The sequence below is a fragment of the Chryseolinea lacunae genome, from assembly GCF_016735595.1.
In the GTDB taxonomy this organism is placed as follows: Bacteria; Bacteroidota; Bacteroidia; order Cytophagales; family Cyclobacteriaceae; genus Chryseolinea; species Chryseolinea lacunae.
This window is the reverse complement of the sequence record NZ_JAERRB010000008.1, coordinates 277,671-303,166: the sequence shown is the minus strand read 5'-3', so window position 1 is coordinate 303,166 and position 25,496 is coordinate 277,671. Positions and strand designations below refer to the sequence as shown.

Here is a 25,496-nt window from a genome sequence, read left to right as displayed (position 1 = left end):
AGAACGTCATGGCCACCGATAGCCTTGAAGTATGGATGCGCGGTCCCCTTGCCGGCATCGCCCCATTGCTGCAGCCTGTAGCCCACGCATTGTTGCAAGTGCAGGAAGAAGTGCATGCCGTGACGAAGGATTTTCGCGATAAGGATTTATGGACCAAGCCCGGAGGAGTGGCGTCGGTGGGATTTCACCTGCAACACATGGCGGGTGTGTTAGACAGACTTTTCACGTATGCCCGTGGCAGCATGCTGACATCCGAACAACTCGGTGCGTTGAAGCGCGAAGGCGAAGCTTCTACACTAACGGTTAGCGATCTGCTCAGCGCGTTCGATCACCAGGTGGAGCGAGCCATCGACCAATTGAAGTCTACTCCCGAAACGGTGTTGCTCGAACCCCGGGGCATAGGCCGCAAACAAATCCCTACCAACGTGCTGGGGCTGCTCTTTCACGCAGCCGAACATACACAACGCCACAACGGGCAATTGCTGGTGACGGTGAAGTGGATGCGTGAGGGAAGTTGAATCAACCCAATACGACTACAGCATCGTCACCGTTATCGCCGCAGGGAATTTTCACTTTCCTGCTTGATCTCCATCATCACATTTTCATATTTTTTGTTCGACGGACGAATCAATCCCGATGTGGGGTTGTCGAGGTCGCGTATGGTGAGCACGGTGAGCGTGGTGAGCGTATAGAAGATGAGGGGAATAAGAAAGTGATGCTCTTCGTTGAAGCCGTTGGCAAAACCAATGAGCAACCCGGTGAGCAGCGAACCGAGGGTGATGAGGATCATGACCGAGAGTGGTGTACGCTCCATTTCACTGTATTGAATGCGATAGTCCAGTCCCTTTGCTTTCAGGATAACGTCATTATAGTAGCGGCGTTCGTCGGTGGTGATGCGCTCCTTTTCGTGTAGCATCTGTACATGGTGAAGTAAGTCGGTGTAGAGCAGGCTGGTGCGTTGGTGTAGGCGTGTGTCTTCGGCTTCGGTTTTGGGATCGGCCAGCAGGCGTGCTTCGAGCAGCGCAATCACGCCGTCTTTTGTTAACAGTTTCACGGTGTCGTCGTGGGCCTGGCTTCCTTCGCGGTAGATGGCTTCGAGGGCATCGCCATGAGCGTTCACAATGTTTACCCGGTCTCGATGGGCATTGCCCGAAATCAGCAGCGCGAAAGACAACAGCAAACCGTAGAATCCAATGATGGCGTTTTCTGTTCCACTCTGTTTCCAGGAGCGTTGCTTCTTATAATACCGCCGTCGCGCATACCAGTAGCCGCCTGCCACAGACGCCAACAACACTAACGGGTAGAGCAACCCGAACCAGTACGATTCGAAGATCCATCGCATACAAGAGAGGGTAAATTTGAAATGGGTGACTGAAATTACAAAGAAGACGTGTATAAAACGCCACGTTCAATAAGTTTTCGCGGCTGCGTTACAACATCAGTCATTCCGTTTGCAGGTCAATGCAGGGTTAGGAAGGGATAAGACCGCATATTCTGCGAAAGCGTCAACGTGCGCTGATGTCGGGCTTGATGTCTACCACGGGTGTTCCGTCGAGCGCTTCCAGCGGGTGTACCCTAAGTTGGTTTCCGTCCAGCACTTCCATCACCTTCACGGGATGTAGGCCGAGAGGATTGGGACGGTCGGGCGATCGTGTGGCAAACACGCCGACATAAGGTGCGGTGGTTTCGTTGCGTGGATAACATTTGAGCACACTCCGGTCGGCGGCATGCAACCAGGTGATCACCAGAATTTTGTTGCCGGCCTGCACGCCTTGCAATGCCTCGGCGTATGGCGCATGGATTTCGACGAGGGCTTCGGGCGCGCCTTCGTTTCCCTGCAACGGGCAGTCGTCGAGCGATTTCAATGATGAGTGAATGACGCCGATGGGGGTTACGTTGATGTTGTTCATTTCAGTTGGAAGATTAAGAATGAGACCTGAAAAAACATGCGTATGCGAAAAAAGATATCGTGCAACGAAGATAATACTGAAACGATTCATTTGCACAGGCGCCCACTTATGTCAACACTCTTTGATTGTGCGTGGTGAATTATCTACAATATTCTTTTTCGTCACGGCGGTGTTCCCTGTGAGGAAGGTCCGTAAAATATCCGGCATAAAATTTTCTCTGTCCACGATAACGAGAGTGGCTTGTATTAAAAAAATGACCAGAATGACCGGAGAGAGAGAACTCAAAAAAATAATGCTCATCGAAGACGACCCCGATTCGCAAGGTATGCTGAAAAGCATCCTGCTACAGGCGGGCTATGCAGTCGACACAACGGAAGGCACCGCCATCGTGGCAGAGAACTATGCACTGCCCGATGTGTTTGTGTTGGATAATTTTATGCCTGCCATCCACGGCGTGGCCCTTTGCAAATTTCTGAAACTGAAAGAACACACACGATCCATCCCGGTTGTTATTATGTCGGGCGATCCCGAGGTGCAGCGCAAAGCAGAGAATGCAGGCGCTGCGCTGTTTCTGCGAAAACCATTTCACAGACAGGACTTGTTGGATTGCATCGAGGCCGTGTTGAACACCGGCGACACGAACATGCGGAAAACAGCGTAGTGAATTTGCCAGAATAAAAATGCCCTGAAACAGATGGTTGGGTTATCAACATCTGTTTCAGGGCAAATGATTAATTGACGTAAGCGGAGTGCCTACCAGCCGATGCCGTAATCCTCGCCGTGATTGCTTGAACCACCCCAGAAAGTCTTGTGCTGCCAATCGAAATAGATGGCGTTGATGGGACCGGAAGTACGTTCGTCAAAAGTCATCTTATAGCCCATCTGAAAAAGTTCTTTGCGGATCCATTCCGGTGTGGACGACTGTAACAAAATGGCGCCCGGCTTTGGTTTACGGTCTTCACCACCCAGCGACAAATACATTTGATAGGTGTTGATGTTTGGTGCCTCGGCAGCTTCCTGCACGTTCATGCCGAACTCCACAATGTTCAGGAAGAACTGCAACAGGTTTTGATCTTGTGAGTCACCCCCCTGCACGGCAAACGACAGGAAGGGTTTGTTGTCTTTCATGGCCAGGGTTGGGGTGAGCGTGACGCGGGGTTGTTTGCCCGGTGCCACCACGTTGAAAGGATTGAGCTTCGGGTCGGTCACAAAACTCTGCATGCGTTGGCTCATGCCCACGCCGGTCTTGCCGGCAATGCAGGCAGGCAACCATCCGCCACTGGGGGTGATCGACACTACCCATCCTTCCTGGTCGGCCGCTTCCACGGAAGTGGTGCCCAACAAAAACTGATCGAGGTAACGATCGTCGAGAGGCGACACGGGTTTGTTCAAGGATGCCTGACCCCAGTTCTTGATATACTCAGGATAGGGATTGATTTTTCCTTCGAAAGGATAGGGATCGCCGGGACCGGCCTTCACATCGTTCTTGTCCCACCGAATGGACTTCGCTCTTTCTTTGGCGTAGTCTTTCGAGAGCAGGCCTTGGATGGGCTCTTCGGGAGCCACCGCCGGATCGCCATAGTAGAAGTCGCGATCGGCAAAGGCGAGGTTCATGGTTTGATAGAGTGTGTGAATGTAACGTGCCGAGTTGAAGCCCATCGCTTTCAGGTCGAAATTCTCCAGGATGTTCAGCGACTGCAACAGCGCGGGGCCTTGTGTCCACTGCGAAAGTTTGTAGACGTCGATGCCTTTGTAGTTCACCTTCAGCGGTTCTTCCACTTTTGGTTTCCAGGTGGCGAGGTCGCTCAGGGTGATGAGGCCGCCTTGTTCCTGCGCGCCGCGCACAAACTCTTTGGCGATGTCGCCTTTGTAGAAACGTTCGGAGGCGGCATAGATTGCTTCCTTGCGCGACTTGCCTTTCTTCAACGCCTGTTGTTCGGCGTCCACCATCTTCTTCAAGGTCTCGAGCAAATCGGCTTGACGGAAAATTTCGCCGGCTTCAGGTGCTTCGCGGGGTTGGCCCAGGTGGGGGAGGAAAACGGCTTTAGAATAGGGCCATTCTTTGATGCGGTCTTTGCCACGCTCCATGGCGTTGGCGGTTTGCCCTTCAATGGCATAGCCTTCGGCAAGTGTCATCGCAGGGGCAAGCACGTCTTTCAGACTCATCGTGCCATATTCAGCAAGCATGAGGCACAGGCCTCCGGGTGTTCCGGGGGTCACAGCGGCAAGCGGTCCGTATTCCGGCGGGAAGTTCATGCCCTTGCCTTTGAAGAACTCGGGCGTGGCTCCGGTGGGCGCAACACCCAGCGCATTGATGCCAATCACTTTTCCGGTTTTCGGATTGTAGATGAGGGCTTGTGTTTCTCCACCCCAGCTCAATACATCCCACATGGTGCATGTGGAGGCGAGCATGGCGCAGGCTGCGTCAACGGCGTTGCCACCTTTTTGAAACGTTATGGCACCAGCTGTGGCCGCCAATGGTTTGCCCGTGATGGCCATCCAATGGCTTCCGTGCAACACCGGTTTTTGTGTTCCGCCCGGACGGGCATTGAACGATTGTGCGAAGGCTTGCGGAGCCAACCAGAGCAGGGCTACTACAAGGGGTATAATTTTTTTCATGGATAGTTTAGGGTAATGCTCTAGCAAGATACGCGGAAGGGCGCGACCAAAACAGACCATTGATCAAAAACTACATATCGTTAACACGGAAGAATGAACCATTCTGATAACCCTGTAACCGGCTCTCAGCCACGATGCAAAAGATTGCAGCGCGTGTCGGACCCCGTGCGGTAGAATCGATTTATCAGACCCTGCAAACCGTAAGTCAAAACCTCCGGAACCGGGGGTGTGCCCTTGCAGGGTTGGGATGAGGGGGACCTTGATTGGATCTTGACAGGTGAAATGCAGGCTTTTGAATCCCTCCGGCGGGCCTTCGCAGGATATGGATGTTTGGTCTTTGATTCCACGAAGGTGGTAGTGAAGTCATCCGATTTCGTCGCTACAACACGCGTGAAAAGCGTCGTGAAGCGGCTTTTTATTCATCGCAGAATTAAGAAGATTGGTCTATAACCCAGCAGGTGACTATGTCATGTGGGGTTACGATTGCGTTAGTTCGCATATCGATCTTGTGATCCCTAAAACAGAATCCCCTATGGAAAGAAAAGAGTTTTTGAAAAGCCTTGGTTTTACCGGCTTCATGGTTCCGCTCATCGCGTCGTGTCGCGAAGAAGATGTGACGGCAACTGACCCAACCGATACCGACAACACTACGTCGGGCGACTGCACGGTGACCGACACCGAAACCGATGGTCCTTATCCGCTGTATGCCAGCCGCGGTTCGTCCATACAACGCGTCGACATCACCGATGGCAAAACCGGTCTTCAGCTCGACATGACCCTGGTGGTGAAGAATGTGAACGACAGCTGCAACGTGCTGGCCAATGCGCGCGTAGACATCTGGCATTGCGACAAAGACGGTTATTATTCCGGCTACAGCAACTCCGGCTATCTGGGCACGCAAAACAATTCGGCGCTGGTGTTTTGCCGCGGACTTCAATATGCAAACGACAAAGGTGAAGTGACGTTCAAAACAATTTATCCCGGATGGTACACCGGGCGTGTAACGCACATTCACGTGCAGGTGTATGTGGGCACATCGCTGAAGCTCACTTCACAGATTGCATTCCCCGAAGACATCAACACCGAAGTGTATAAGACTTCGCTCTATTCTGCCCACGGACAGAACTCCACCAAGAACACTTCGGATTCCATCATCAAGGATTCGCTTGACAACGAGCTGGCCACTGTTGTGGCAAACGCTGCTACGGGCGGCTACACACTCACCCACACCATTTTTGTTTCAGCCTGATTTAAAATTTTGATACTATGCCCAAAGCACAAATCAAACTGGTTTACCGGCAAGTGATTGACAAGAACACGCCCGGCGATTTTGCGCGCAACGTGTTCAACGATTCCTACAGCGAGCTGCTCATGCAGATGCAAACCTACAATGCGGCGAACCTTTACACCAACTGGCACGATTTGAAAACGAATGTGCCCAAGGCAAAACAAAACCTGCCCTACAAGGTGGCGTTTGCCATTGGGCTCTACCTGCGCGATCTGAACAATCTCATCCCAGGGCTGCACGACACGTTGCAAGCCGTCAACATACCCTTTGCGAACTATACGTTTGATATTGTGGCCTCCGACTTCAAAAGCAAGGCGGCCCATTGTGTGTCGCTAACCTACGAGACGGAACTGTTGACCCTGTTTGAAGTGGTGGGCGACCAGTTGCTGTTGTCGAAAGACGCATCGTTGCCCGACCACGCGTCAACGTCGTGCAACACGCTTATGGTGAAGATGCAACCCAACCTGAGCATTAGTCAGTACAAAGTGTGGGGCGCAGGCATGTTCAACGATGGTCGCGGTATGTATTGGGATGCAACGCCTGTTGCAGCGCAATGAGTTCGGTTGCGGCCAGGGGCGTGGCTGCCGCGGCTTGTAAGGCTTCGTTCAATTGTGCCGGCGTGCGAATGCCCACCACAGCAGATGCAACGGCGGGATTGGCCAATACATATTGAATAGCAACTTCCGATGAAGGCACATGTTTGCTCTTGGCGATAGCCTGTAGTGCATCGGCCATTACCTTCACGTGTGTTTCGGTATAGTCGAGATATGATTTTGCAGGCTTGCCCGCGAGCAATCCGCTGGCAACGCTGCCCCGAACCACGACGCTGATGTTGTGTTGTTGGAGCAACGCCAGGCAGGCTTCTTCGGGGCGACGATCCAGCAAACTATACTGCATCATCACGCTCACGATGGCAGATCGCTGGCAATACTCACGAATCACATTGGGGCGAATCGAAGAAATGCCATAGTGCCTGATCTTGCCCTGTGCTTTCAGTAGCTCAAAGGCTTCAAGGGTATCGTCGATGTTGTCGTTGATCGTGCCGCCGTGCAGTTGGTAGAGATCGATGTAGTCGGTGTTGAGGCGCTTCAGACTTTGCTCGGCGGCCTGAAGAATGTGTGCCTTTGAGGGATTCCAGTCCAAGCCACTGCCATCGGCCTTCCATACATTTCCTGCCTTGGTGGCGAGTATGATCTGTTGCCGCACACCGGCCAATGCTTTTCCTACCGTGGTTTCATTTTCGCCGTGCTGATAGATGTCGGCTGTGTCGAAATAATTTATTCCTTTTTGAACAGCTTCTTTCAGCAGGGCGCTGTTCTCCTGATCGCTTCCTGTAAGCGACATGCATCCAAAGCCAACCACACTCACATTCAGGTTGGATGTTCCCAGGGGTTTATACTGCATAGTGTTGTCTGGTTTTGATTTATAACAACGACGTGATTTCTTCCGTTACGCGCGTGGGGCGAAGTGTTTTTGCGTCCAGCAGGCACCACATGGTTTTGGCTTCGGCCACCATTTTTCCGTTGGCTTTGAGTGTGACAAAACGCTCGAAGCGTGCGCCGTGAAATTCGCCTACCCAGGTGTAGCCCACTACATCATCGTGGAGGAATGCGGGACGTTTATAGTCCACTTCATGTCTCAATACCACCCAGGCATATTTTGCCTTTAATTCCTCCGACGCAAGGGCATTCCAATGTGCTGCGGCCACATCCTGCACCCAACGCACATACACCACGTTGTTCACGTGTCCCATGTCGTCGATGTCGGCGGGCGACACAAGCAAGGTGTGAGGGAATGGATTTTGTGCAGACATGGTGTGCAAAGGTAATGCGAACAATGAAGGAACGTGTGTCGTGGTCCGGATTTTTCAGCTCACGCTTCCTTCAGTTCGTCTTCGGCGCGGGCCTTCTTCTGACGGGCGGTAACAATGAGGATGACAATGCCTGTCAACACAAGGGGAATGCTGAGCAGTTGCCCCATGTTCAGCACCATGGTGTCTTCAAAGGCTTCCTGGTTCACCTTGAGAAACTCGTCGACGAAGCGAAGCGAGAAGAGAATGATGAGGAACCAGCCGAAGATGAAACCGTTTCGCATAGTGTCGCGGAAGCGAAACCACATCCAGAAAAGCAATCCAAAAAGTGCGAGGCAATACAGGGCTTCATAGAGTTGAGCAGGATGACGTGGCACGTCGTCGACCAATGTAAAGATGAACCCCCACGGCATCGTGGTGGGAATGCCCACCATTTCGGAATTGGTGAGGTTGCCCATCCGGATGGCCGCGCCTGCTAAACATCCTGCAATGGCGATGCGGTCCACTATCCACAGGAAGGGCACGTTGGTTTTTCGTGCAAACAGATAGAGCGCGATGGCCATGCCGATAACCCCGCCATGACTGGCCAACCCACCTTCCCACGTGGCCAATATTTTTAGTGGATTGCTGAAATAGTAGGCCGGGTCGTAGAACAGCACATGTCCCAAACGCGCGCCGAGCACGGTGGCTACTACGGAATAGATGGTCAGGGTATCAATTTCTCCCGGAGACCTGCCTTCTTTGCGGTAGATGTAATACATGACCTGCTGTCCCAGAAAAAAACCGACAGCGAACAAAATGCCATACCAGCGGAGCGGATGATTGAGAAACGGAATGGTGAAGATATCGGGATTCATGTCCCAAATAATGTAGGCAGGCAAGGCTGAGGTCATAGGTATTATGAAGGGTAACGCGTATAAGTATCGTTACCGGCTTCAAAATTACACTTTCTCTAACGAAAAAATGGTAGTGCCATACAACCGGTTGAAATGGCGATAAAAAAGAAAGAGGGCGACTCTCCAGTACGCCCTCTTGTGAAACGGGGATCGAAATCAAACTTCGTTATTTTAAACCGTAAAGCTCCACATGAGCTTTGTCGGCCTTGCTGTTCGGAAGTGTCTTGTAGGTGAACACCACCTTTTTGATTTCCTGATTGGGTGTTTTAAGATCGATCACGCGCGTTTCGGCATTGGCTTTCAATTCGTTTTTCACGTTGATCTTTTCTTTGTCGCCCGACTCGTAGATCACTTCTATGTCCGCAATGTTGATGGGCGCGTCAGTCACTTTCAGGAGGATGGATTTGAACTTGTCGGCTCCCAATACGGAGATCGATTCGTTTTCCATTTTGAAATCGGCTTTCACTTCGCCAATCTTATGCCATCCGGGTTTGTTGCTGAACATGACCGCGGGTTCTTGTGCAAGAGCGGCCGCAAATGCCATACAAAGCATCACAGCCACGAGGGTTAACTTTTTCATAATACAAATTGGTTTATAGTACATGTCGAATTATTCAAACCACATACCACATTCATAATCATCGAATGCAGCGTGTTTTAAACTGATGTGGATGATTTTGCTTGTGAAGACTTTCCCCAAACCGATGGCAGGCAGAAAACTTTTCCACAGTTTGAAGTTCCATTCGTAAAGCAAATGGAATGACGTGTGTTCGATGTCTCAATGCACCGGTGTTTTTTGCAGCAATGCTGTCAGTTCTTTTTCGTTAGTTAAGTCGAGCCGTAGTGGTGTTATCGATACAAAACCATGATCCACGGCCCAGCGATCTGTTCCTTGCTCGGGATCTTCCAAAGGCACCACCGTGAACCAATAGTGCTTGCGCCCCATGGGGTCGGTGCCGGGCACAATCTTGCCGTCGTATTGTTGCACGGCCTGGCGTGTCCATTGAATGCCGGTTGGGTCGGTAGGGAAGTTCACGTTGGCCAGGGTCAGGTCGGGGTTTTCGAGCAGGAGTTCAAGCACCTTGGCCACATAGGGTTCTAGTTTTTCGAAATCGGGTTCCGAATTTCCCGCAGGTGTGCTCAGTGCAATGCCCTTCATGCCAAGCAACACGGCCTGCTTCGCACCCGCGAGTGTTCCCGAATGCCACATGGAGTTGCCTAAGTTGGAGCCCATGTTAATGCCCGACAACACCACATCAATCTTCGACATGTGTGAGCCCAGCGCCACACAATCGGCGGGTGTGCCGTTGACGCGATAGGCATCGAGGCCGTCAAAATTCACCGGCGATTTTTTATAAAACAAAGGGCGCGATGCCGTGATGGCGTGCCCCATAGACGACTGTTCCACATCGGGTGCCACGACCCTCACTTCGCCAAAGCGCGATGCAATGCGGGCAAGTGCTGAGATGCCGGGGCTGTAAATGCCATCGTCGTTGGTTACCAGTATGCGCATAAAGTTTTATGGTTTTGTTCAAATCTTTTCAAGGGTTGGCATACAATTATCTTCCCAACAAATGAACAAACAGACCATTCATGAAATTTATCGAGCTCATTCACAACCCCAAAGCCGGAGAAGGGGAAAATACGATGGCCGACATCGTCTCCATGCTCACCGACGCGGGATATGACTGTAGCCATTCTTCTACACCGGATGACATTGAGGGTAAAAAATTCACCAGGGAAACCGATTTTTTGGTAGTGGCCGGCGGTGATGGCACCGTGCGGAAGACTGCTTTGCAGATGATGAACAACCGGCTACCCATGGCCATTTTGCCGATGGGAACGGCAAACAACATTGCGCGAACACTGGCGATTCAGGGTGGTTATCGCAACATCATTCACCATTGGGCCACCAGCAAAGTGGTGTCGTTCGATGTGGGAAAAATAGACAACCTCGACGGCTATAAATTCTTTATCGAGGGAATGGGCTTTGGCGTGTTTCCAAAAATGATCAACGAAATACACAAGCAGAAACGCGCCGAAGGAACGCCCGAAGAAAACTTGCGCGCCGCGCTGGAATTGATGAGAGAAGTTGTGCTAACCTATAAGGCGCGCACGTGCCGCATTGAGATTGACGATGCGGAACACGTTGGTAAATATATTCTGGTGGAGGTGATGAACATCAGTTCCATTGGCCCCAACCTGAAGCTTGCGCCGTTGGCCAATCCCTGCGATGGAGAGTTTGAAGTGGTGCTGGTGGCCGAAGCGCAGCGCGATCAGTTTGCCGAATACCTGCAACGCAAAATACGTGGGGTGGAAGAACCCGTTTCTTTCAACGTGCTGAAAGCAAAAAAACTCAAGATTCATTGGGATGGAAAACACGTGCATGTTGACGATGCATCGATCACGCTTGACAAGCCAGCAGAAATAGAGATCACACTTCAGTCGGGCGGTTTATCGTTTATGGCCGGCGAGGAATACGGAAAGGAAAAGGCGGGACATTAAAAAACGGAAGCGTTATGGAAAACAACATGGAGTTGCACAAGAACATTCACTGGTACAAAGACGCCATTATCTACGAATTGCACATCAAAGCATTTCGCGACACCAACGGCGATGGCATCGGCGACTTTGGAGGTTTGCTTGAAAAACTTGACTACTTAAAAGACCTGGGCGTGACGGCCATCTGGTTGTTGCCCTTCTATCCGTCGCCGCTGAAAGACGATGGCTATGACATCGCCGACTACTATAGCATCAACCCGGCCTACGGCGACCTCGATCAATTCAAACAATTTTTAAAAGAAGCACACGAGCGCGACCTGAAGGTGATCACCGAACTGGTCATCAACCACACGTCCGACAACCATCCGTGGTTTCAACGCGCGCGCATGGCACCGAAAGGGTCGGCACACCGCGACTATTATGTGTGGACCGATGACCCCTCGCAATACAAAGACGTGCGCATCATCTTTCAGGATTTTGAAACATCGAACTGGACGTGGGACCCGGCGGCGCAGCAGTTCTACTGGCACCGGTTCTTTTTTCACCAGCCCGACCTGAACTACGACAGCCCGCTGGTGCAACAGGAGGTGTTCAAGATCATCGACTTCTGGTGCAGCATGGGTGTTGACGGCTTCAGGCTCGACGCCGTGCCGTATCTCTTCGAACGCGAAGGCACCAACGGCGAAAACCTGCCCGAGACACACGACTTCCTGAAGAAACTGCGTGCCCATGTCGATAAACATTTTCCGGGCACTTTGCTGCTGGCCGAAGCCAACATGTGGCCCGAAGATTCGGCGAGCTATTTTGGCGATGGCGACGAATGCCAGATGAACTATCACTTCCCGCTCATGCCGCGCATGTTCATGGCGTTGCAAACGGAAGATCGTTATCCCATCACCGACATCTTCGATCAAACCCCGGCCATCCCCGAGTCGTGCCAGTGGGCGATCTTCCTGCGCAACCACGACGAACTCACACTCGAAATGGTGACCGACGAAGAACGCGACTATATGTATCGCGTCTATGTGAAAGACCCCAAAGCCCGCATCAACCTGGGCATACGCCACCGCCTCGCGCCCCTCATGGGCAACAACCGGAGCAAGATTGAACTGTTGAACTATTTGTTGTTCTCGCTTCCCGGCACACCCGTGATCTATTATGGCGATGAGATTGGGATGGGCGATAATTTCTATCTTGGCGATCGCGACGGCGTGCGCACCCCCATGCAATGGTCGTCGAGCCGCAATGCCGGCTTCTCAGAGACCAACCCACATCAACTTTATCTGCCCGTCATTCTCGATCCCGACTATCACTACGAGTCGGTGAACGTCGAAATCCAAAGCAAGAACACCTCGTCGCTGTTGTGGTGGATGAAACGGCTCATCGCCAAACGCAAACAATACAAGGCTTTCAGCCGGGGTGACCTCCGGTTCGTGAGCTGTGAGAATCCGAAGATACTGGCCTTTGTGCGGCAGTTCGAAGAAGAAACCATTTTGGTGATTGTGAATTTGTCGCGCTACATTCAGCCGGCTGAACTTGACTTGCAGGAATTTCACGGCTATGTGCCGAAGGAGATTTTTAGCAATAACAAATTTCCCACCGTGAAAGAGGAGGGACCTTATTTCTTCACGGTGGCAGCGCACAGCTGTCAGTGGTACGCCTTGGAGCTTGCACATCCCAACATCGATCGCCAGGTGAGTTTGCCGGAGTTTAGCCTGAACACCTGGAGCGACCTTACCCGGAAATCCACCGTCGATTTTCTGTCTGACAAGGTGTTGCCCGACTATCTCATGAAGATGCGCTGGTTTGGCGGCAAGGCCCGCGTCATCGAAAACATGCGCATCCTTCAGCATGCTTCCATTCCTTTGCGAGAGAACGGTGTGATTATTTTTCTGATTGAAGTGACCTATCAATCGGGCTTGTCCGAACTCTATCAACTGCCCGTGGCCTTTGGCAAAGACGTGTTTGCATCGAAGCTGAAGGAGTCGTGTCCGCAGTCTGTCATCTGCATGCTCACCGTGAACGGCAAGCCCGGAATACTCTACGACGCCATCTATGGTTTTGAATGGCAGGACATGATGTTCAGAAGCGCGGCTTCGGGCAATGCGTTTTCGTGGAAGGATGGTGCCATTCGTTTCTCAGGCACAGAAGCGTTGCATCAGTATGCCACCACACAGGCCGTGGTGAAGCCGCGTGTTCTGGGCGTGGAGCAAAGCAACACATCTGTCATTTACGACAACAAGTTTTTTCTGAAGGTCTATCGCAAAGTAGATCGCGCGGTGAACCCCGACGTGGAGTTGTCGCAGTTTCTCGCCGACAAGATGAAGTTTAAAAGCATTCCACCCTTTGTTGGGAAAATTGAATGGCAGACGGGCAAAGACACCATTGTGCTGGGCATGCTGCAGGAGATGGTGGAAAGCAGCAGCGATGCCTGGACCTATATGCTCGATCGCCTCGACGACTTCAACGAGAAGGTGTTGATGGAGAGTGATATTTCCCTGTTGACCCCCGCCGAAGGAAGCTTGCTGGATCCGTTGGCCTACGAAGACGTGCCACGCGAGATGAAGCAGTTTATCGACGCTACCCTTGCCGAACGCGTGGCCCTGTTGGGTGTGCGCACGGGCGAGCTGCACCTGGCCTTTGCCGCCGAAGCATCGCATCCCGACTTTAAACCCGAGCCCTATTCGTTACACTATCAACGTTCGTTATTCTCGGGCCTGCAAACCCTGGTGCGCGCCACGTTCCAAAATCAAACGCGCAATCTCAGGAACCTTAGCGGCGAAGTGCTGCAACAGGCGGAAGATGTGTTGCGCAAGAAACATTTGATCCTGGAGAAGTTTAAAGACATCTACAAGAAGAAGATCGATGTGATGAAGATCCGCATCCACGGCGATTATCACCTCGGACAGGTGTTGTTTACGGGACGCGATTTTGTGATCACCGATTTTGAGGGCGAGCCCGCGCGGAGCTTTGGCGAACGCCGCCTGAAGCGATCACCGTTGCGCGATGTGGCGGGCATGATCCGGTCGTTCCACTATGCGGCATACGGAAGCTTGTTTCTGGACAACCAAATCCGCAAAGAGGACTATGAAAAATTGATTCCCTACATCGATCAATGGTATCACTACGTGAGCGGGTTCTTTATGAAAGCTTATCTTGAAACGGTGAACGGTTCGTCGTTTGTGCCGGCCGATAAAGAAGACCTGAATATATTGATGAACACGTTCTTGCTGGAAAAAGCCATCTATGAACTGAACTATGAAATGAACAACCGTCCGGATTGGCTGGTCATTCCCATGCGGGGAATACAAGACATCATACGCGACGACCAACGGCCTGTGCCTGTGCACGAACCGGAAGAAGTTCACTCTTAAAGCGGGGTTGGGATGTCCGTTACAGGCAGTATTTCTGAAAGATGGCCTTCAGTTCCTGGATCACCAGCGGGTGGTCGGTGACGGAAGTTTCGGGATGCCCTTCTTTCAAGTGTTTGATCAGGGACGAATAGTGCACCAGGTCGAGGGACGAGTTCTGCAGCTCTTTCAAGTCACGTTTCAGAAACTCAAGTTTGATGACACTAAGGGATGAAACGCCGAAATGTTCCTCTAAAAAGGACGTCAACGCTGATCCAGACAAGAATCCCTGGATAAGGTTATCGCGTGTTTCACGGATACTATCAATAATTCTTTCGATCGAGACTTTGGAATGATCCTGAACCGGGTGATTGTTTTCCATTTGAGCATTAAGGCACTACAATGATAACAATAAAAATGCAGATGTCATCCAAAGAACCGCTGTTGCAGAAACTGAATTTAATTTGTATGGGTGTTGATGAAGTGACTTTTTGGCGGCTTCTGCCTGTTCCTAAAAGGTGACAAACCTTGTATTTTTTATGGTTTTGGTTGGAAGATGAATGCTTGACATAGCCGGGGCGATGGATAAGGATTTTTTTGATGGATAGCGATAAAAATTCCAAACCCCGGAATCCGGGATTCGTTTTCTGTTTATCTAGCAACAACCGTAAACCCTAACAACTATGCCCGAGCTGCCCGATTTGCAAGTGTTTAGTCACAACCTCAACACGTTGTTGAAGGAAAAGAAACTCGAAAAGATTGCCGTGCCCGTAGCCAAGAAGCTGAACGTGCCGGTAGCCACCCTCAAAAAGAAACTGGAAGGACAAGCGGTGAAAAAAGTTTACCGCGATGGCAAAGAGCTTCATATTCAATTTGGTAAAGACGATGTGCTGGCCCTTCACCTCATGATGCACGGCAACCTCTATCGCTACGAAGACAAGAATGCCAACAAGCACACCATCCTGGAAATGGAATTTAACGACGGCACCGGCATCGCCCTCACCGATTGGCAAGGCCAGGCCACACCCACGCTCAACCCAGACCCGTCCGAAGCCCCCGACGCCCTGGCCGACGATGTGGATTTTGCACGCCTCAAACTGTTGCTTCAAAAAAAGGCAGCCATCAAAAACCTCATGCTCGATCAGAAAGTGATTCGCGGCATCGGCAATGCCTATGCCGACGAAATTCTGTGGGACGCCGGCATCTCGCCGTTCTCCATCAGCCAGAAAATTCCCGACACAAAAATCAAAGCCCTGGCAAAATCCATCCGCAAAGTGCTGACCGACGCCGAAAAACAAATCCGCAAAGCCGACCCCGATCGCATCACCGGCGAACGTCGCGATTTTTTGGTCATCCACAACGCAAAGAAAAAGCAAAGCCCCACGGGCGGCGAGATTCTAATCAAAGTCACCGGCGGCAGAAAGACGTATTATACGGAAGAGCAGGAGATGTTTGAGTAGATCACGTAAACTTCAATTTCGTCACAAACTCCAACAACGCCTCACCGATTTCATGAGGCGAATCTTCCTGGATGTAGTGGATTCCTTTCACCGACACTTCCACCTGGTTTCGCCAGCTGCGGCAAAATTCCAGGGCTCGGCCGGTCAGTGTGGCGCCGGGTTCGGCTGAGATCAGCAGTTTGGGGAATGGGCTGTGTTGCAGCCATTTTGAATATGCGTCAACAATGGCGACTGCATCTTCGGGGCTTCCTTCGATGGCAGTTCGCGTGGCCACACCTAGGTGAATGCAGGGGCAAACTCATGTTTTGTTGGAGCACAACAGTAGATCAGGTTGTATAAACGAAGTAGGCCAGGAGATTATTTTTTAAACACAAAAAAGGCCGTCCCCGAAAGAACGACCTTTTTGCCCCTAACTAAAATCTCTGCCTTCAACTTCGTCGTGCCTTCATCACGCAGAGATAACCAACTATTTTTGCCCGGCACTTGCGCCCTCGCTCAACACCGGAAGATTCAGGCGCTTGGCCTGACGGTTGTAGAGCAGCAAGGCCACATCTTCGTCTTCGATGTGGTGGCGTGCGCCGATATATTTCACAATTTTTCCGGCGTCGTCTTTCACCGGCACAATGGAGGCGTCCACCCAATAGGTGCTGCCGTCTTTTGCTTTGTTCTTGATGATGCCGCGAAACACATCGCCTTTCTTGATGGTGGCCCAGAAGTCTTTGAACAACGCCTTGGGCATGTCGGGATGACGGAACAGGCTGTGCGGTTTGCCCACCAATTCTTCGCGTGTGTATTTTGAAACGGTGCACAGCTTGTCGTTCGCATAGATCACGTTGCCAAACAGATCAGACTCCGAAAGAATGGTGGTTACGCCAAAAACATTTTCACGCACTTCCAGTGTTTTGCGCACTTCTATGTTTTCGTTGCGTGCGTTCACCAGGGGGGTCACGTCTTTGGCGTAGCAGGCAATGGCATACACGTTGCCTTGCTCGTCTTTCACCGGCGCATAGTGGTTGGCAAAGTGCGTCACCACACCGTTGGTGTCGAAGGCTTCTGTGATTTCAAAAAACTCGCCAGCCAGTGCGCGGTCATAGTATGCCTTCTGTTGTGCCATCTGCGCGGGGTTCTGTTCAAACACCGACAGCATGTTAAATCCTTTTTTCACGGGGAAGCCCAACGCTTCCAGTGCGGCACCAAACACGCGGTTGTTGCCGATAATTTTATACTCCTTGTCCATCGTGAAGATGGAGTCGTTGGTGGCGCTCAGCACTTCCAACAGGTAGCGTTCTTTGTTTTGTACTTCCAGGAGCACACGATTCATTTCTTCCTGTGTGGCCGAGAGTTCTTCCATGTTCTGGCGAAGCTCTTCTTCCTGTGCTTTCAGCTCCTCGCGCGACTGTTGCGATTCGGCCAGCAAGGCTTCTGTTTCCTTCTGAAGCTTCACGCTGGCGGTGATGTCTTTGGCAAAAACAGCTGCGGCAATGATCTCATCCTTTTCGTTTCGCAGGGGGCTGTAGAGAATGGTGAAGTAGGAATCGAATCCGTGCGAATGATACTCTTCGGTGACCTCAAATTTCTCGCCTTTCAGTGCGCGTTCATAGTGGCCTCTGAACTTGGGCCACTCCGCTTCGCTGAAGATGCCCTTCATTTCAAAGCCCTTCTCGATGTTGATGCCCATGCCCGAATAGGAGGCGTGCAACGTCTTGTTAAAATTCACAACACGATATTGGTGATCGACCGACAGAATGGAGTCTGTGCTGGTGTCGATGAGGTCGGTCATGTAGCGCTCTTTGGCTTGCACCTCCGAGAAAACGCGTTGCATTTCGTCTTGCGTGGCCGACAGCTCTTCCATGTTCTGGCGAAGCTCTTCTTCCTGTGCTTTCAGTTCTTCGGTCTGATGCTGTGCTTCATTTTTTGCTTTTGTGATTTCTGTAACATCTTTCACAAAGATGGCGGCAGCAATCACTTCGCCCTTGTCGTTGCGCAGCGGGCTGTAGGACACGATGTAGAATGCCTCAATGTTTCCGAACTTGTAATGGTCCTGTGTGTTGAACGATTCACCTTCGAACACGCGGTCATAGAGGTTTCTGTATTTTTGTCTGTCTTCGGCGGCAAAGAGCAGCGTCACATCAAAGCCCTTGTCGATCTCGAATTGCGTGTAGGTGGCTTTAAAGATTTTGTTGCAGTTGATCACCTTCAGTTGCCGGTCGATGGTGAGGATGGAATCGGTCGACGCGTCGATGAGGTCGGTCATGTAAGTCTCCTTACCTTGCACTTCCTTCAGCACGCGGTGCATTTCCTCCTGGGTGGCCGAGAGCTCTTCCATGTTCTGGCGCATCTCTTCTTCCTGCGAACGCATCTGTTCGGCCTGCGCTTGGGTTTCCTGCAAAAGCTTTTGCGTGCGGGCATTGGCTTTCGCCGCCGAAATGGTGGACGCGATGCTTTCGCCAAGACGTTCCACAAAGTCGATTTGATATTTCCGGATCACGCTGAACGACGCAATTTCCACCACGCCATACACCCGCTCTTCAATCTTCAAAGGAACAATGAGCAGATTGCGGGGAAGACTTTCGCCAAGACCCGAGGTGATGCGGACATAATTTTTTGGAATCTCTTTCAGATAGCTTGTCTGCTTTTCCAACACCACCTGGCCGATGATGCCTTCGCCCAGCTCGAATCGCTGGCTCAGGTGTTTCTGGCGGTTGTAGGCATAGCATGCAGCAAGCTCCAGGTATTTGTCGTTGTTCTCGTCGTCGTTAATGACGTAGAGGGCGCCCTGGTTGGCGTCGAGGTATTTCACCAGTTGGCTGATGATCTCGTTGGAGAGTTGTGTGATGTCGTTGTTTTTGGAACGCAGAATATCCACGAAGCGGGCGAGTCCTTCCGACACCCAGTTGCGTTGCTTTTCTTCGGCCGAGAATTTTTTCATCTGGTCGCGCATGCTCACCAGCGATGAGGCGAGCAGGTTGTCTTCGGCTGCGGTGCCGTCGGTTCCATACGGAATGTCGAGGTTGCCTTGTTCAATGGCCTTCACAAATTCCGTTGCGCCCGTTACGTGTTCCTGTTGTTTGGTGAGTTGCTGGTGGAGGGAACTGATTTTTTCTTTTTTGACGAGCGTATACGGAAAAATTTTCATGCAGACGGAATTATAATAATGATGTTGCAACATTAGTGACAGCACCTTCCGATGTGAATTCCTATTGAGTAAGTGGTCGGATTTATTGAGTAGGCGGGAAACGGCTGGTTTTGGAAACGTTTTCGGACGTATGAGCGGGTAGTGGTGAGGAAGAGGTAAGGTCAAACACAAAGGGGATGGTCCATCCAAAACCTGCATTAAAACGGCCGCTTTTTGAAACTCCCGGTTCTCCGAGGCTGAATGCTTCGGGAACCGGGAGAAACAAATTGAGGTGGCTTACTTGATGTTCACCCGAATGCCCTGCGAGTGGCTGGAGAACTCCGGCGCATACATGCACTGGATGGTAGTGACCCCGTTGGAGAAGTCGCCTCGTTGCGACACACGCAGATCATACTCAAACACATACGTGCCTTTGGGCAGATAGCCGATAAAGAAGTTTGTGGCCAGGTCGCGCGGACTTTCGTAGTAATACAGCCCGTCCTGATAACGATAAGTCGACAGGGTCGATACGGGTTCGAAGCCGGCAGCGCGCATGTCTTTCAGGTGCACATATTCCATGTCGCGGTCGGTGCGCAGTTCGATGCGAACCTTCACCACATCGCCCACTTGCAAAGCCGTTTTGTCGCTCAGCGGGGTAATGACCAGGCCTCGGTCGGAGTTTTGTTGCAGGAACAGATCCTTCTTCAGCTTCAGCGGCGTTTCGGCCGGTGTGATTTTGTCGAGCTGTTCGAAGTATTGCCAGTAGGCAGCGCCCCATGCCACACCGTCGGTGGTTTTGGTCACGTTGATTTTCCCCATGCCCGAGGTGATCTCGCCCGCTTGCCACGCGGTCTTGAAGTAGCCTGTGCCCGCTTCCACTTTCGCGTCTTCACGTTTGGTGGGGTCAACCACCACGTCGTTCACTTTCACTTCCACCAGTGTGCTGTTCGACAACAGATCGGTGCCACGGCGCAGCAATGCATAACACGCTTCGGTGGTGGCCTTTGTGGTCTTCCAGTCTTGCGTCTGTTTTTGTTTCAGCAGCCACACCTTCAGGTCTTCCACAGACTTGATGTCGGCGGCTACTTCGTCATACACTTCAATCATCAATGCCTGGGTTTCGATCGGTGCCTGGTACCAATAGTAGCCGCGGTCGCTCTTCCAATACATGCCCATCTCTTCCGAGTGCAGGGCACGTTCGGAAAACGATTTGATCATGGCAGCCGGTGTGGTCTTGTCGTCGTAGCGGTGCAGCGCCAGACACAGCATGCCTTGCATATAGAGATTTTGTGTCAGCCAATATTTTTTGGCTTGTCCGCGGTAGTATTGAAAAGCTTCTTCCACATCGCCCGGCACCTTCACGTCTTTGAAGTAGCTGCGCGAATAGAGATACTGAATCTGCAAATAACCAAGGTGATTTTCTTCCAGCGTGATTTGCTTGCGACGGGCGAGGCGTTTCAGTTCCTCATAGTCCTCTTTCACTTTTCTGTCGAGATAGCCCACGGCTTGCGTAGCCATGTTCCAGGTGCGATGGTCTTCGCGAATGGCTTTCACACCAAGCGCGTCGAGGTGGCCAAGGCCGGTCACGATGTGCTGGGTCATGTAGCGATCTTCGGGCAAGCCGGGAAACCACGTGAAGCCTCCGTTCGGTGTTTGTGCTTTGGCCACCTTATCCAGCGCGCGGCCTTGTTCGTCGGCCATGCGGTTCAGGTCGAACAACAAGCCCACGTTGCGTTTGCGTTGGGTTTCGTTCTGGGCTTGCAACACCCAGGGGGTTTCTTCGAGCAATGCCGATTTCAATTCCTGGTTTTTCTCGAGGTTCGACAGCAACGCGTCGGGCTGAATGTTCTTCCACGTGTCGAACACCTGTTTGATGCGCGGGTGGCTGTTGGCAATGTGCGACGCAATGCTGTTGGCATAGAAGCGGCTAAAGGTTTGCTCCACACAATCATAGGGATATTCCATGAGGTAGGGCAGGGCCTGGATGGCGTACCATGCAGGGTTCGACGTGAACTCCAGGGTGAACTGCTGATGTTTCAGCGTGGTCGACTTGTTGTTCAGTAATTTGTCGAAGTGAAACTCCTTGCTTTGTTTGCCACGGATGGGCAGGGGCAACGACTCGGTCACCAGCATGCGGTTGGTCACCACGGGCAGCACCATCTCTTCACCATCAGAGAAGTTTCCGGCCTTGGCCACCACGCGGTAGGTGATGGCTTGCAAGCCTTCGGGAATTTCGATGGTCCAATCCACGGCCGAACTCTGGCGTGCCTTCAGGGAGAAAGGCTTCACTTTGTTCACGTTCTTCATCAGCGCATCAATCGGTTTGCCGGTGAGGGCGTCGAGGAATTCCAGTTGGGCCTGGCCACTGAGTTCCTGGTCCACAAGACTGCTCAGCTTCACCGAGAACGTCATCTTATCATTCTCGCGGAAGAAGCGTGGCGGGTTGGTTACTACCATCAGGTCTTTTTGAGTTACCAGATGGTTGGTCACAAAGCCGGACTTCAGGTCTTGCGTGTGTGCAAAGCCCAGCATCTTCCAGCGTGTGAGCGACTCGGGCACGGTGAAGTTCACCACAATTTCGCCTTTGTCGTTGGTGCGCAGGTTGGGGAAGAAGAAGGCTGTTTCATTAAAGTTGCTGCGCACTTTCACGCCCGAAAAATCTTCGGCAGGCTTTTCAGCACTAGCGGGTTCGGGTTTGCTCTTGGGCTCCCCTGGTTTGTTGGCCGTTCCACCAACCATGCCTGCGCTGGGTGCTGCGTCGTCCATCTCAGCAAGTTTCGATTCTTTCTTGCTCATTTCACGCTCCTCCTCCATCATCGGTGCTGCCGACATGGCCATGCCTGGCGCTATACTTCGCGCGCCACGAATTCTAATGTTTCTGCCGTAGTAATTATAAGGACTAAACCCAAACCAGTTGAAGCTATCGAAGTAGGCGCCATTCGCGTTGCGTTTGTTTCCCTTGTTCCAGCCGGTGGCATACGATGTTAGCTCGCGGTTTCCAAAGCCATTCGTACTTTGCCACGACAGGCGCGCATAGAGCGAGTTGTAGAAGTTAGCATACCAGCTGTGGAAGCGAAACACGTCGAGCGACTCGTCGTAGAGCGTGGCCACCATTTCGGCGGCAATCTTGTCGGCGTTCTTTCCTTTCACCAGAATTTTCCATTGCTCTTGCTGGCCGGGTTGCAGTTTGTCGCGGAAGGTTTCGAAGCTCACGTCCAGCATCTTGTTGGTGTAGGGCACTTCCACGGTGAACGACTCGGCATAAAGCCGGTTGTTTTTGATAAACGTGTAGTGTACCCCCAGATTGCCACGGTGCTCTTCGCGCACCGGTATGGAGAACATGCGTTGCTCGTTGCTTAGCGTGAGCCATTCCTGCGACAGCAGTTTGCCGTCGTATTCCACTTCATAGAGCACATGCAAATTCTTTTCCGACGTGCCCGCGCTAAACAATGCAGACTCACCAGGCTCTACGCGAAGCTTCACCGGATGAAATTCATGAACCTTTGGCGTTGACAATGTTTTGGCGGCAGGCGAAAACACGGTGAAGTAGCTTACTTCTTTCACAGGCTGTCCGGCGTTGTCGGTCGAGGTGATCTCCAGCACGTATTCACCTTCTTTCCACGAACCCAGGTTCTCGATCACAAACGACTTTTTCTTTTCTGTATCGAAGGCCAGTTCGAATACTGCTTTGCTGCGTTCCCATTTAAAGATGTTGGTTTCATCGTCAAACAAATCGTAAGGGAACTGCGCATAATATTCCTCGCGGGTATAGAGGTGCCTATCGGGTTGTGCCCACATGCGCTGACGAAATGTTTTGTGCGGGCCTTGCAGCGCATAGATTTTGATGTCGCCTTTTGCTGGTTGAGGTTGGCCGGCCAGGTTGTTGGCCTGAATGCCAAACTCCTGTTTCAATCTGTCGGCGTTGCTCTTGTCGATGTTGCCGATAGACACGCCCACCACAAGCGCTTTGTAGCCCACGTCGATGGTGGTTGATGTGCTGTGGGTTTCGCCGTTGATGTCGGTCACGTCGGCATACACGGTGTAGCCAAACGTGGGATCAGAACTCTTGTCTACGGTGCGGTCGGGAATGGCCGTGAAGTCGATGCTGAACTTGCCGTTCTCATCCGTCTGTGTGTCGCCGTGTTTGATTTCCATTTCGGGCGACGTGGGGTAATAGCCCCAACGGCACCACCACCAGAACGGAAAGCGTGCCACGCGCACCACGCGATAGTGAACTTTCGCGCCATCGATGTTCGCGCCGGAATAAGCCCGCGCATACCCTTCGGCCTTCACGGTTTCATCCACTCTGAACGTGCCCTTCACCGGCTCAAACACCGCTTCAAATTTCGGACGCTTGTATTCTTCTACCGAAAAACTTGCCTGCCCGCTATCATCGTCGGTCGACAATGTCATGTTTCCGAGCAAGCCACTCGACGGTGCATTGAATGTGCCGCTGAATGTTCCGAATTCGTTGGTGGTGACGGTGACCCGGCCACGATCCTGATGGTTCACGTCGTATAGCGTGATGGTGGTCTGGGAATTTTTCTGAATCGTCGGTGTCTTTCCGTCCGTGCTAATCACCAAACCTTTGAAGTAAATAGTCTGCCCCGGACGATAGATGGCGCGGTCCAGGAAGAAGAACGTTTGCCATTGCGTGTGACGCGGTTCTTCTTTGTATTGGGATATTGATCCACCATAATAATAGTCGTCGTCGCCAAGAGGCCGGGTACTCACGGCATCGTTCTTATAGGTAAACGATACATAGAAATTTCTGCGGTTCTCGTTTTTCAGATAGTCCACCTTGAAATAGCCGTGCACATCCGACGTGAATGTTCCGAGCTTTACCGATTCATAGGCGTTTGTCTTGTAGTTGTAGACGTGCGAAAACACATCGGCCTTTGCGCCGGCCATTGCTTCGCCGGTGTGGCGATTGAGCACAAAGAACTCCGTGCCGCCGTCGCTGCTGTTGCGGTGCACATAGCTGATGTTCGAGATGGTGGTGAGCGCATAGGCCACGCCGTTGTCGTCGGTGGCAAAGTCGGCACGGTTGCTAAACAACACCATGTATTCGCCATCGGGCAGGGCGTCGAGTTTCACCTCGAGGCTGTGCGATTGGTAGTCGCCATCGTCGGGAAGGGTGAACGAACCTTTTGTGGCCGGTGTCTTGGCGGTGAAGAATTGGATGATTTTCTTTTCGCGCTGGTAATAATCTTCGCGTTCAATTTTCTTACGCAATGCTTTCATTTCCTCGCGCGTGGTTTTCACTGTGCGGTAATAAAGCGCTGTAAAGTTTTTGTATTTCACCAGGCTTCTAAAGGCCTGCCCGGGAACGTTGATGGCTTCCACGGTAGCGGCCAGCGATTTCTGGAGAATGTTTTCCTGCAGGTTCTCGCATTGAATGGCGCCCTGCGAATCGTGAAAACGTTTCAGGGCAGTCTCACAAATCGTGTAGGCTTTCTTCAGATCAAGTTTGTGATCGTCGCCCTGCAGGGGATTGTATTTTTGTGCTGTTTCGGCATAGACCAATGCAATAGCATAGGTAACGCGTGTGGAAACCGGGTGAGCGATCACGTTTTTCTCCAGTTGCTCCAGCGCGCGCAGGTATACTTCGTCTTTGTTCGACAACGTGGAATGGTTTCGCACAAACGACAGGCGTTGCAGGTCCACATCCACCAGGGCATCGGGCTCCTTATCGTTCAGGTGAAAACGCACCAGATCCTGTAGCAACACCAGCGCATGAAACTTCATCGAAAGGGTGTCGGTCGTGGTGATGGAAAGGGTGGCAAAGGTTTTGGCTTCCGACAGATACGCTTCTTCGCCGAGACTGAAGGCTTCGGCTGGGCGTGTAATGGCGGCTTCGTCGCCCGAGAAGAATTGAACGGCGCGGTGGGCCAGGAAGTCGTAGAGTGTGGGGCGATAGGCTCTGCCCAACGGGTTGCCCCGGTTAATCACTTCCGGAAACAATTCGATGGTGGCGGCTTTGCTTTTGTCGACGTCTTGCAACGATGCCGTGTAGTGGAGGAACGTGGTCTGCACAATTTTTTCCAGGCTCCACGTCGACACATCGTCGTTGTCAAAGTTCACGGTCTCGCTCCGGTTGTTAAAGCGATAGCGGTTTTGTTGATAGTATTGCCAGTACATTTCGCCCAGCATGGTGTGCAGGATGGGCTTTGCGGGAAACGACGCCTTGAGCGCTTCGGCTTCCAGCGTGTTGAGGTTTTTCACAAACGCATCTTCTTCTTTGTAGTCGGTGAACTTGAGCTTGTGAATAACGGCTTTCACCAACTGTGCGGCGTTGGCATCTTTTTTAGCGTGATCATAGATCGTGCTCACAACGGTCAGGGCGGACTCGGGCAGTCCTTTGCTTTCAAATGCGGCGACCTCTTTCCAGGCCTTTTCATAGTCATACGGAGTCATGGGTACAGATTTGTTTTGTGCCAGGGTAATGTTAAAAAATAGACTAAGGGCCAGTATGCGCGTGAGCATGTTCATGGGTCGGTGTTTTAAGCGTTAAGATCAACACGTAGTAGATGCCTGCTGGTCGCC

19 protein-coding genes are annotated in these 25,496 nt (G+C 51.9%); 7 read left to right on the top strand and 12 right to left on the bottom strand.

Annotated elements, in window-relative coordinates; all coding sequences use genetic code 11:
- The first annotated feature begins 8 nt into the window (after positions 1–8).
- Complete coding sequence (locus JI741_RS22070) at positions 9–518, top strand: DinB family protein (RefSeq protein ID WP_202013556.1); 510 nt, start codon at positions 9–11, stop codon at positions 516–518.
- Positions 519–550: 32 nt separating this feature from the next.
- Here the strand turns inward: JI741_RS22070 and JI741_RS22065 are convergent, their stop codons facing one another.
- Both JI741_RS22065 and tsaA read right to left on the bottom strand, forming a co-directional pair.
- The gene (locus JI741_RS22065) at positions 551–1,342 is read right to left on the bottom strand and encodes a hypothetical protein (RefSeq protein ID WP_202013554.1); all 792 of its coding nucleotides are present in this window, start codon (positions 1,340–1,342) and stop codon (positions 551–553) included.
- A 163-nt stretch (positions 1,343–1,505) separates the two neighbouring features.
- Positions 1,506–1,910 carry a tRNA (N6-threonylcarbamoyladenosine(37)-N6)-methyltransferase TrmO gene (tsaA, locus tag JI741_RS22060; protein WP_202013552.1) on the bottom strand — a complete coding sequence of 135 codons (405 nt, stop codon included), beginning with the start codon at positions 1,908–1,910 and terminating at the stop codon, positions 1,506–1,508.
- A gap of 262 nt (positions 1,911–2,172) precedes the next feature.
- Between tsaA and JI741_RS22055 the strand changes: the two genes are divergently transcribed.
- Positions 2,173–2,571 carry a response regulator gene (locus tag JI741_RS22055; protein ID WP_202013550.1) on the top strand — a complete coding sequence of 133 codons (399 nt, stop codon included), beginning with the start codon at positions 2,173–2,175 and terminating at the stop codon, positions 2,569–2,571.
- A 92-nt stretch (positions 2,572–2,663) separates the two neighbouring features.
- Here the strand turns inward: JI741_RS22055 and JI741_RS22050 are convergent, their stop codons facing one another.
- Positions 2,664–4,529 (bottom strand): gamma-glutamyltransferase family protein, encoded by a 1,866-nt coding sequence (locus JI741_RS22050; RefSeq protein ID WP_202013548.1) that lies wholly within the window; start codon positions 4,527–4,529, stop codon positions 2,664–2,666.
- Between the two features lie 532 nt (positions 4,530–5,061).
- On the opposite strand from JI741_RS22050, the gene JI741_RS22045 reads away from it, so the two are divergent.
- The gene (locus JI741_RS22045; protein WP_202013547.1) at positions 5,062–5,778 is read left to right on the top strand and encodes a peptidase associated/transthyretin-like domain-containing protein; all 717 of its coding nucleotides are present in this window, start codon (positions 5,062–5,064) and stop codon (positions 5,776–5,778) included.
- Between the two features lie 17 nt (positions 5,779–5,795).
- Positions 5,796–6,374 (top strand): hypothetical protein, encoded by a 579-nt coding sequence (locus tag JI741_RS22040; protein ID WP_202013546.1) that lies wholly within the window; start codon positions 5,796–5,798, stop codon positions 6,372–6,374.
- On the opposite strand, the gene JI741_RS22035 is transcribed toward JI741_RS22040, so the two are convergent.
- The 5 genes from JI741_RS22035 to surE form a co-directional block, all read right to left on the bottom strand.
- The gene (locus JI741_RS22035) at positions 6,322–7,221 is read right to left on the bottom strand and encodes an aldo/keto reductase (RefSeq protein WP_202013545.1); all 900 of its coding nucleotides are present in this window, start codon (positions 7,219–7,221) and stop codon (positions 6,322–6,324) included. The two genes, JI741_RS22040 and JI741_RS22035, sit on opposite strands and share 53 nt — an antisense overlap.
- 19 nt (positions 7,222–7,240) lie before the next feature.
- Positions 7,241–7,630 carry an acyl-CoA thioesterase gene (locus tag JI741_RS22030; RefSeq protein WP_202013544.1) on the bottom strand — a complete coding sequence of 130 codons (390 nt, stop codon included), beginning with the start codon at positions 7,628–7,630 and terminating at the stop codon, positions 7,241–7,243.
- Between the two features lie 59 nt (positions 7,631–7,689).
- Positions 7,690–8,520: a prolipoprotein diacylglyceryl transferase gene (lgt, locus tag JI741_RS22025; RefSeq protein WP_236676211.1), complete on the bottom strand. Its 831-nt coding sequence runs from the start codon at positions 8,518–8,520 to the stop codon at positions 7,690–7,692.
- Between the two features lie 169 nt (positions 8,521–8,689).
- A complete protein-coding gene (locus JI741_RS22020) occupies positions 8,690–9,103 on the bottom strand; it encodes a DUF2541 family protein (RefSeq protein ID WP_202013543.1) in 414 nt (137 codons plus the stop codon).
- A 198-nt stretch (positions 9,104–9,301) separates the two neighbouring features.
- Positions 9,302–10,036: a 5'/3'-nucleotidase SurE gene (gene surE, locus JI741_RS22015; protein ID WP_202013541.1), complete on the bottom strand. Its 735-nt coding sequence runs from the start codon at positions 10,034–10,036 to the stop codon at positions 9,302–9,304.
- 80 nt (positions 10,037–10,116) lie between these two features.
- Between surE and JI741_RS22010 the strand changes: the two genes are divergently transcribed.
- Both JI741_RS22010 and treS read left to right on the top strand, forming a co-directional pair.
- Positions 10,117–11,028, top strand: a complete 912-nt coding sequence (locus JI741_RS22010; protein ID WP_202013532.1) for a diacylglycerol/lipid kinase family protein — start codon at positions 10,117–10,119, stop codon at positions 11,026–11,028.
- 14 nt (positions 11,029–11,042) lie between these two features.
- The gene (treS, locus tag JI741_RS22005) at positions 11,043–14,399 is read left to right on the top strand and encodes a maltose alpha-D-glucosyltransferase (protein ID WP_202013530.1); all 3,357 of its coding nucleotides are present in this window, start codon (positions 11,043–11,045) and stop codon (positions 14,397–14,399) included.
- A gap of 19 nt (positions 14,400–14,418) precedes the next feature.
- Here the strand turns inward: treS and JI741_RS22000 are convergent, their stop codons facing one another.
- On the bottom strand, positions 14,419–14,568 hold the full coding sequence (locus JI741_RS22000) for a hypothetical protein (RefSeq protein WP_202013528.1): 150 nt from the start codon (positions 14,566–14,568) through the stop codon (positions 14,419–14,421).
- Between the two features lie 490 nt (positions 14,569–15,058).
- On the opposite strand from JI741_RS22000, the gene JI741_RS21995 reads away from it, so the two are divergent.
- A complete protein-coding gene (locus JI741_RS21995; protein ID WP_202013526.1) occupies positions 15,059–15,835 on the top strand; it encodes a DNA-formamidopyrimidine glycosylase family protein in 777 nt (258 codons plus the stop codon).
- Between the two features lies 1 nt (position 15,836).
- Here JI741_RS21995 and JI741_RS21990 read toward each other — a convergent pair whose 3' ends face one another.
- The 3 genes from JI741_RS21990 to JI741_RS21980 all read right to left on the bottom strand — a co-directional run bounded on the left by JI741_RS21990 (position 15,837) and on the right by JI741_RS21980 (position 25,442).
- Positions 15,837–16,109, bottom strand: coding sequence for a hypothetical protein (locus JI741_RS21990; RefSeq protein WP_202013524.1), 273 nt, complete (start codon positions 16,107–16,109; stop codon positions 15,837–15,839).
- A gap of 192 nt (positions 16,110–16,301) precedes the next feature.
- Complete coding sequence (locus tag JI741_RS21985) at positions 16,302–18,971, bottom strand: PAS domain-containing protein (protein ID WP_202013522.1); 2,670 nt, start codon at positions 18,969–18,971, stop codon at positions 16,302–16,304.
- A gap of 276 nt (positions 18,972–19,247) precedes the next feature.
- Entirely contained in the window at positions 19,248–25,442 is a 6,195-nt protein-coding gene (locus tag JI741_RS21980; protein WP_202013520.1) for an alpha-2-macroglobulin family protein, read from the bottom strand.
- Positions 25,443–25,496: the final 54 nt, after the last annotated feature.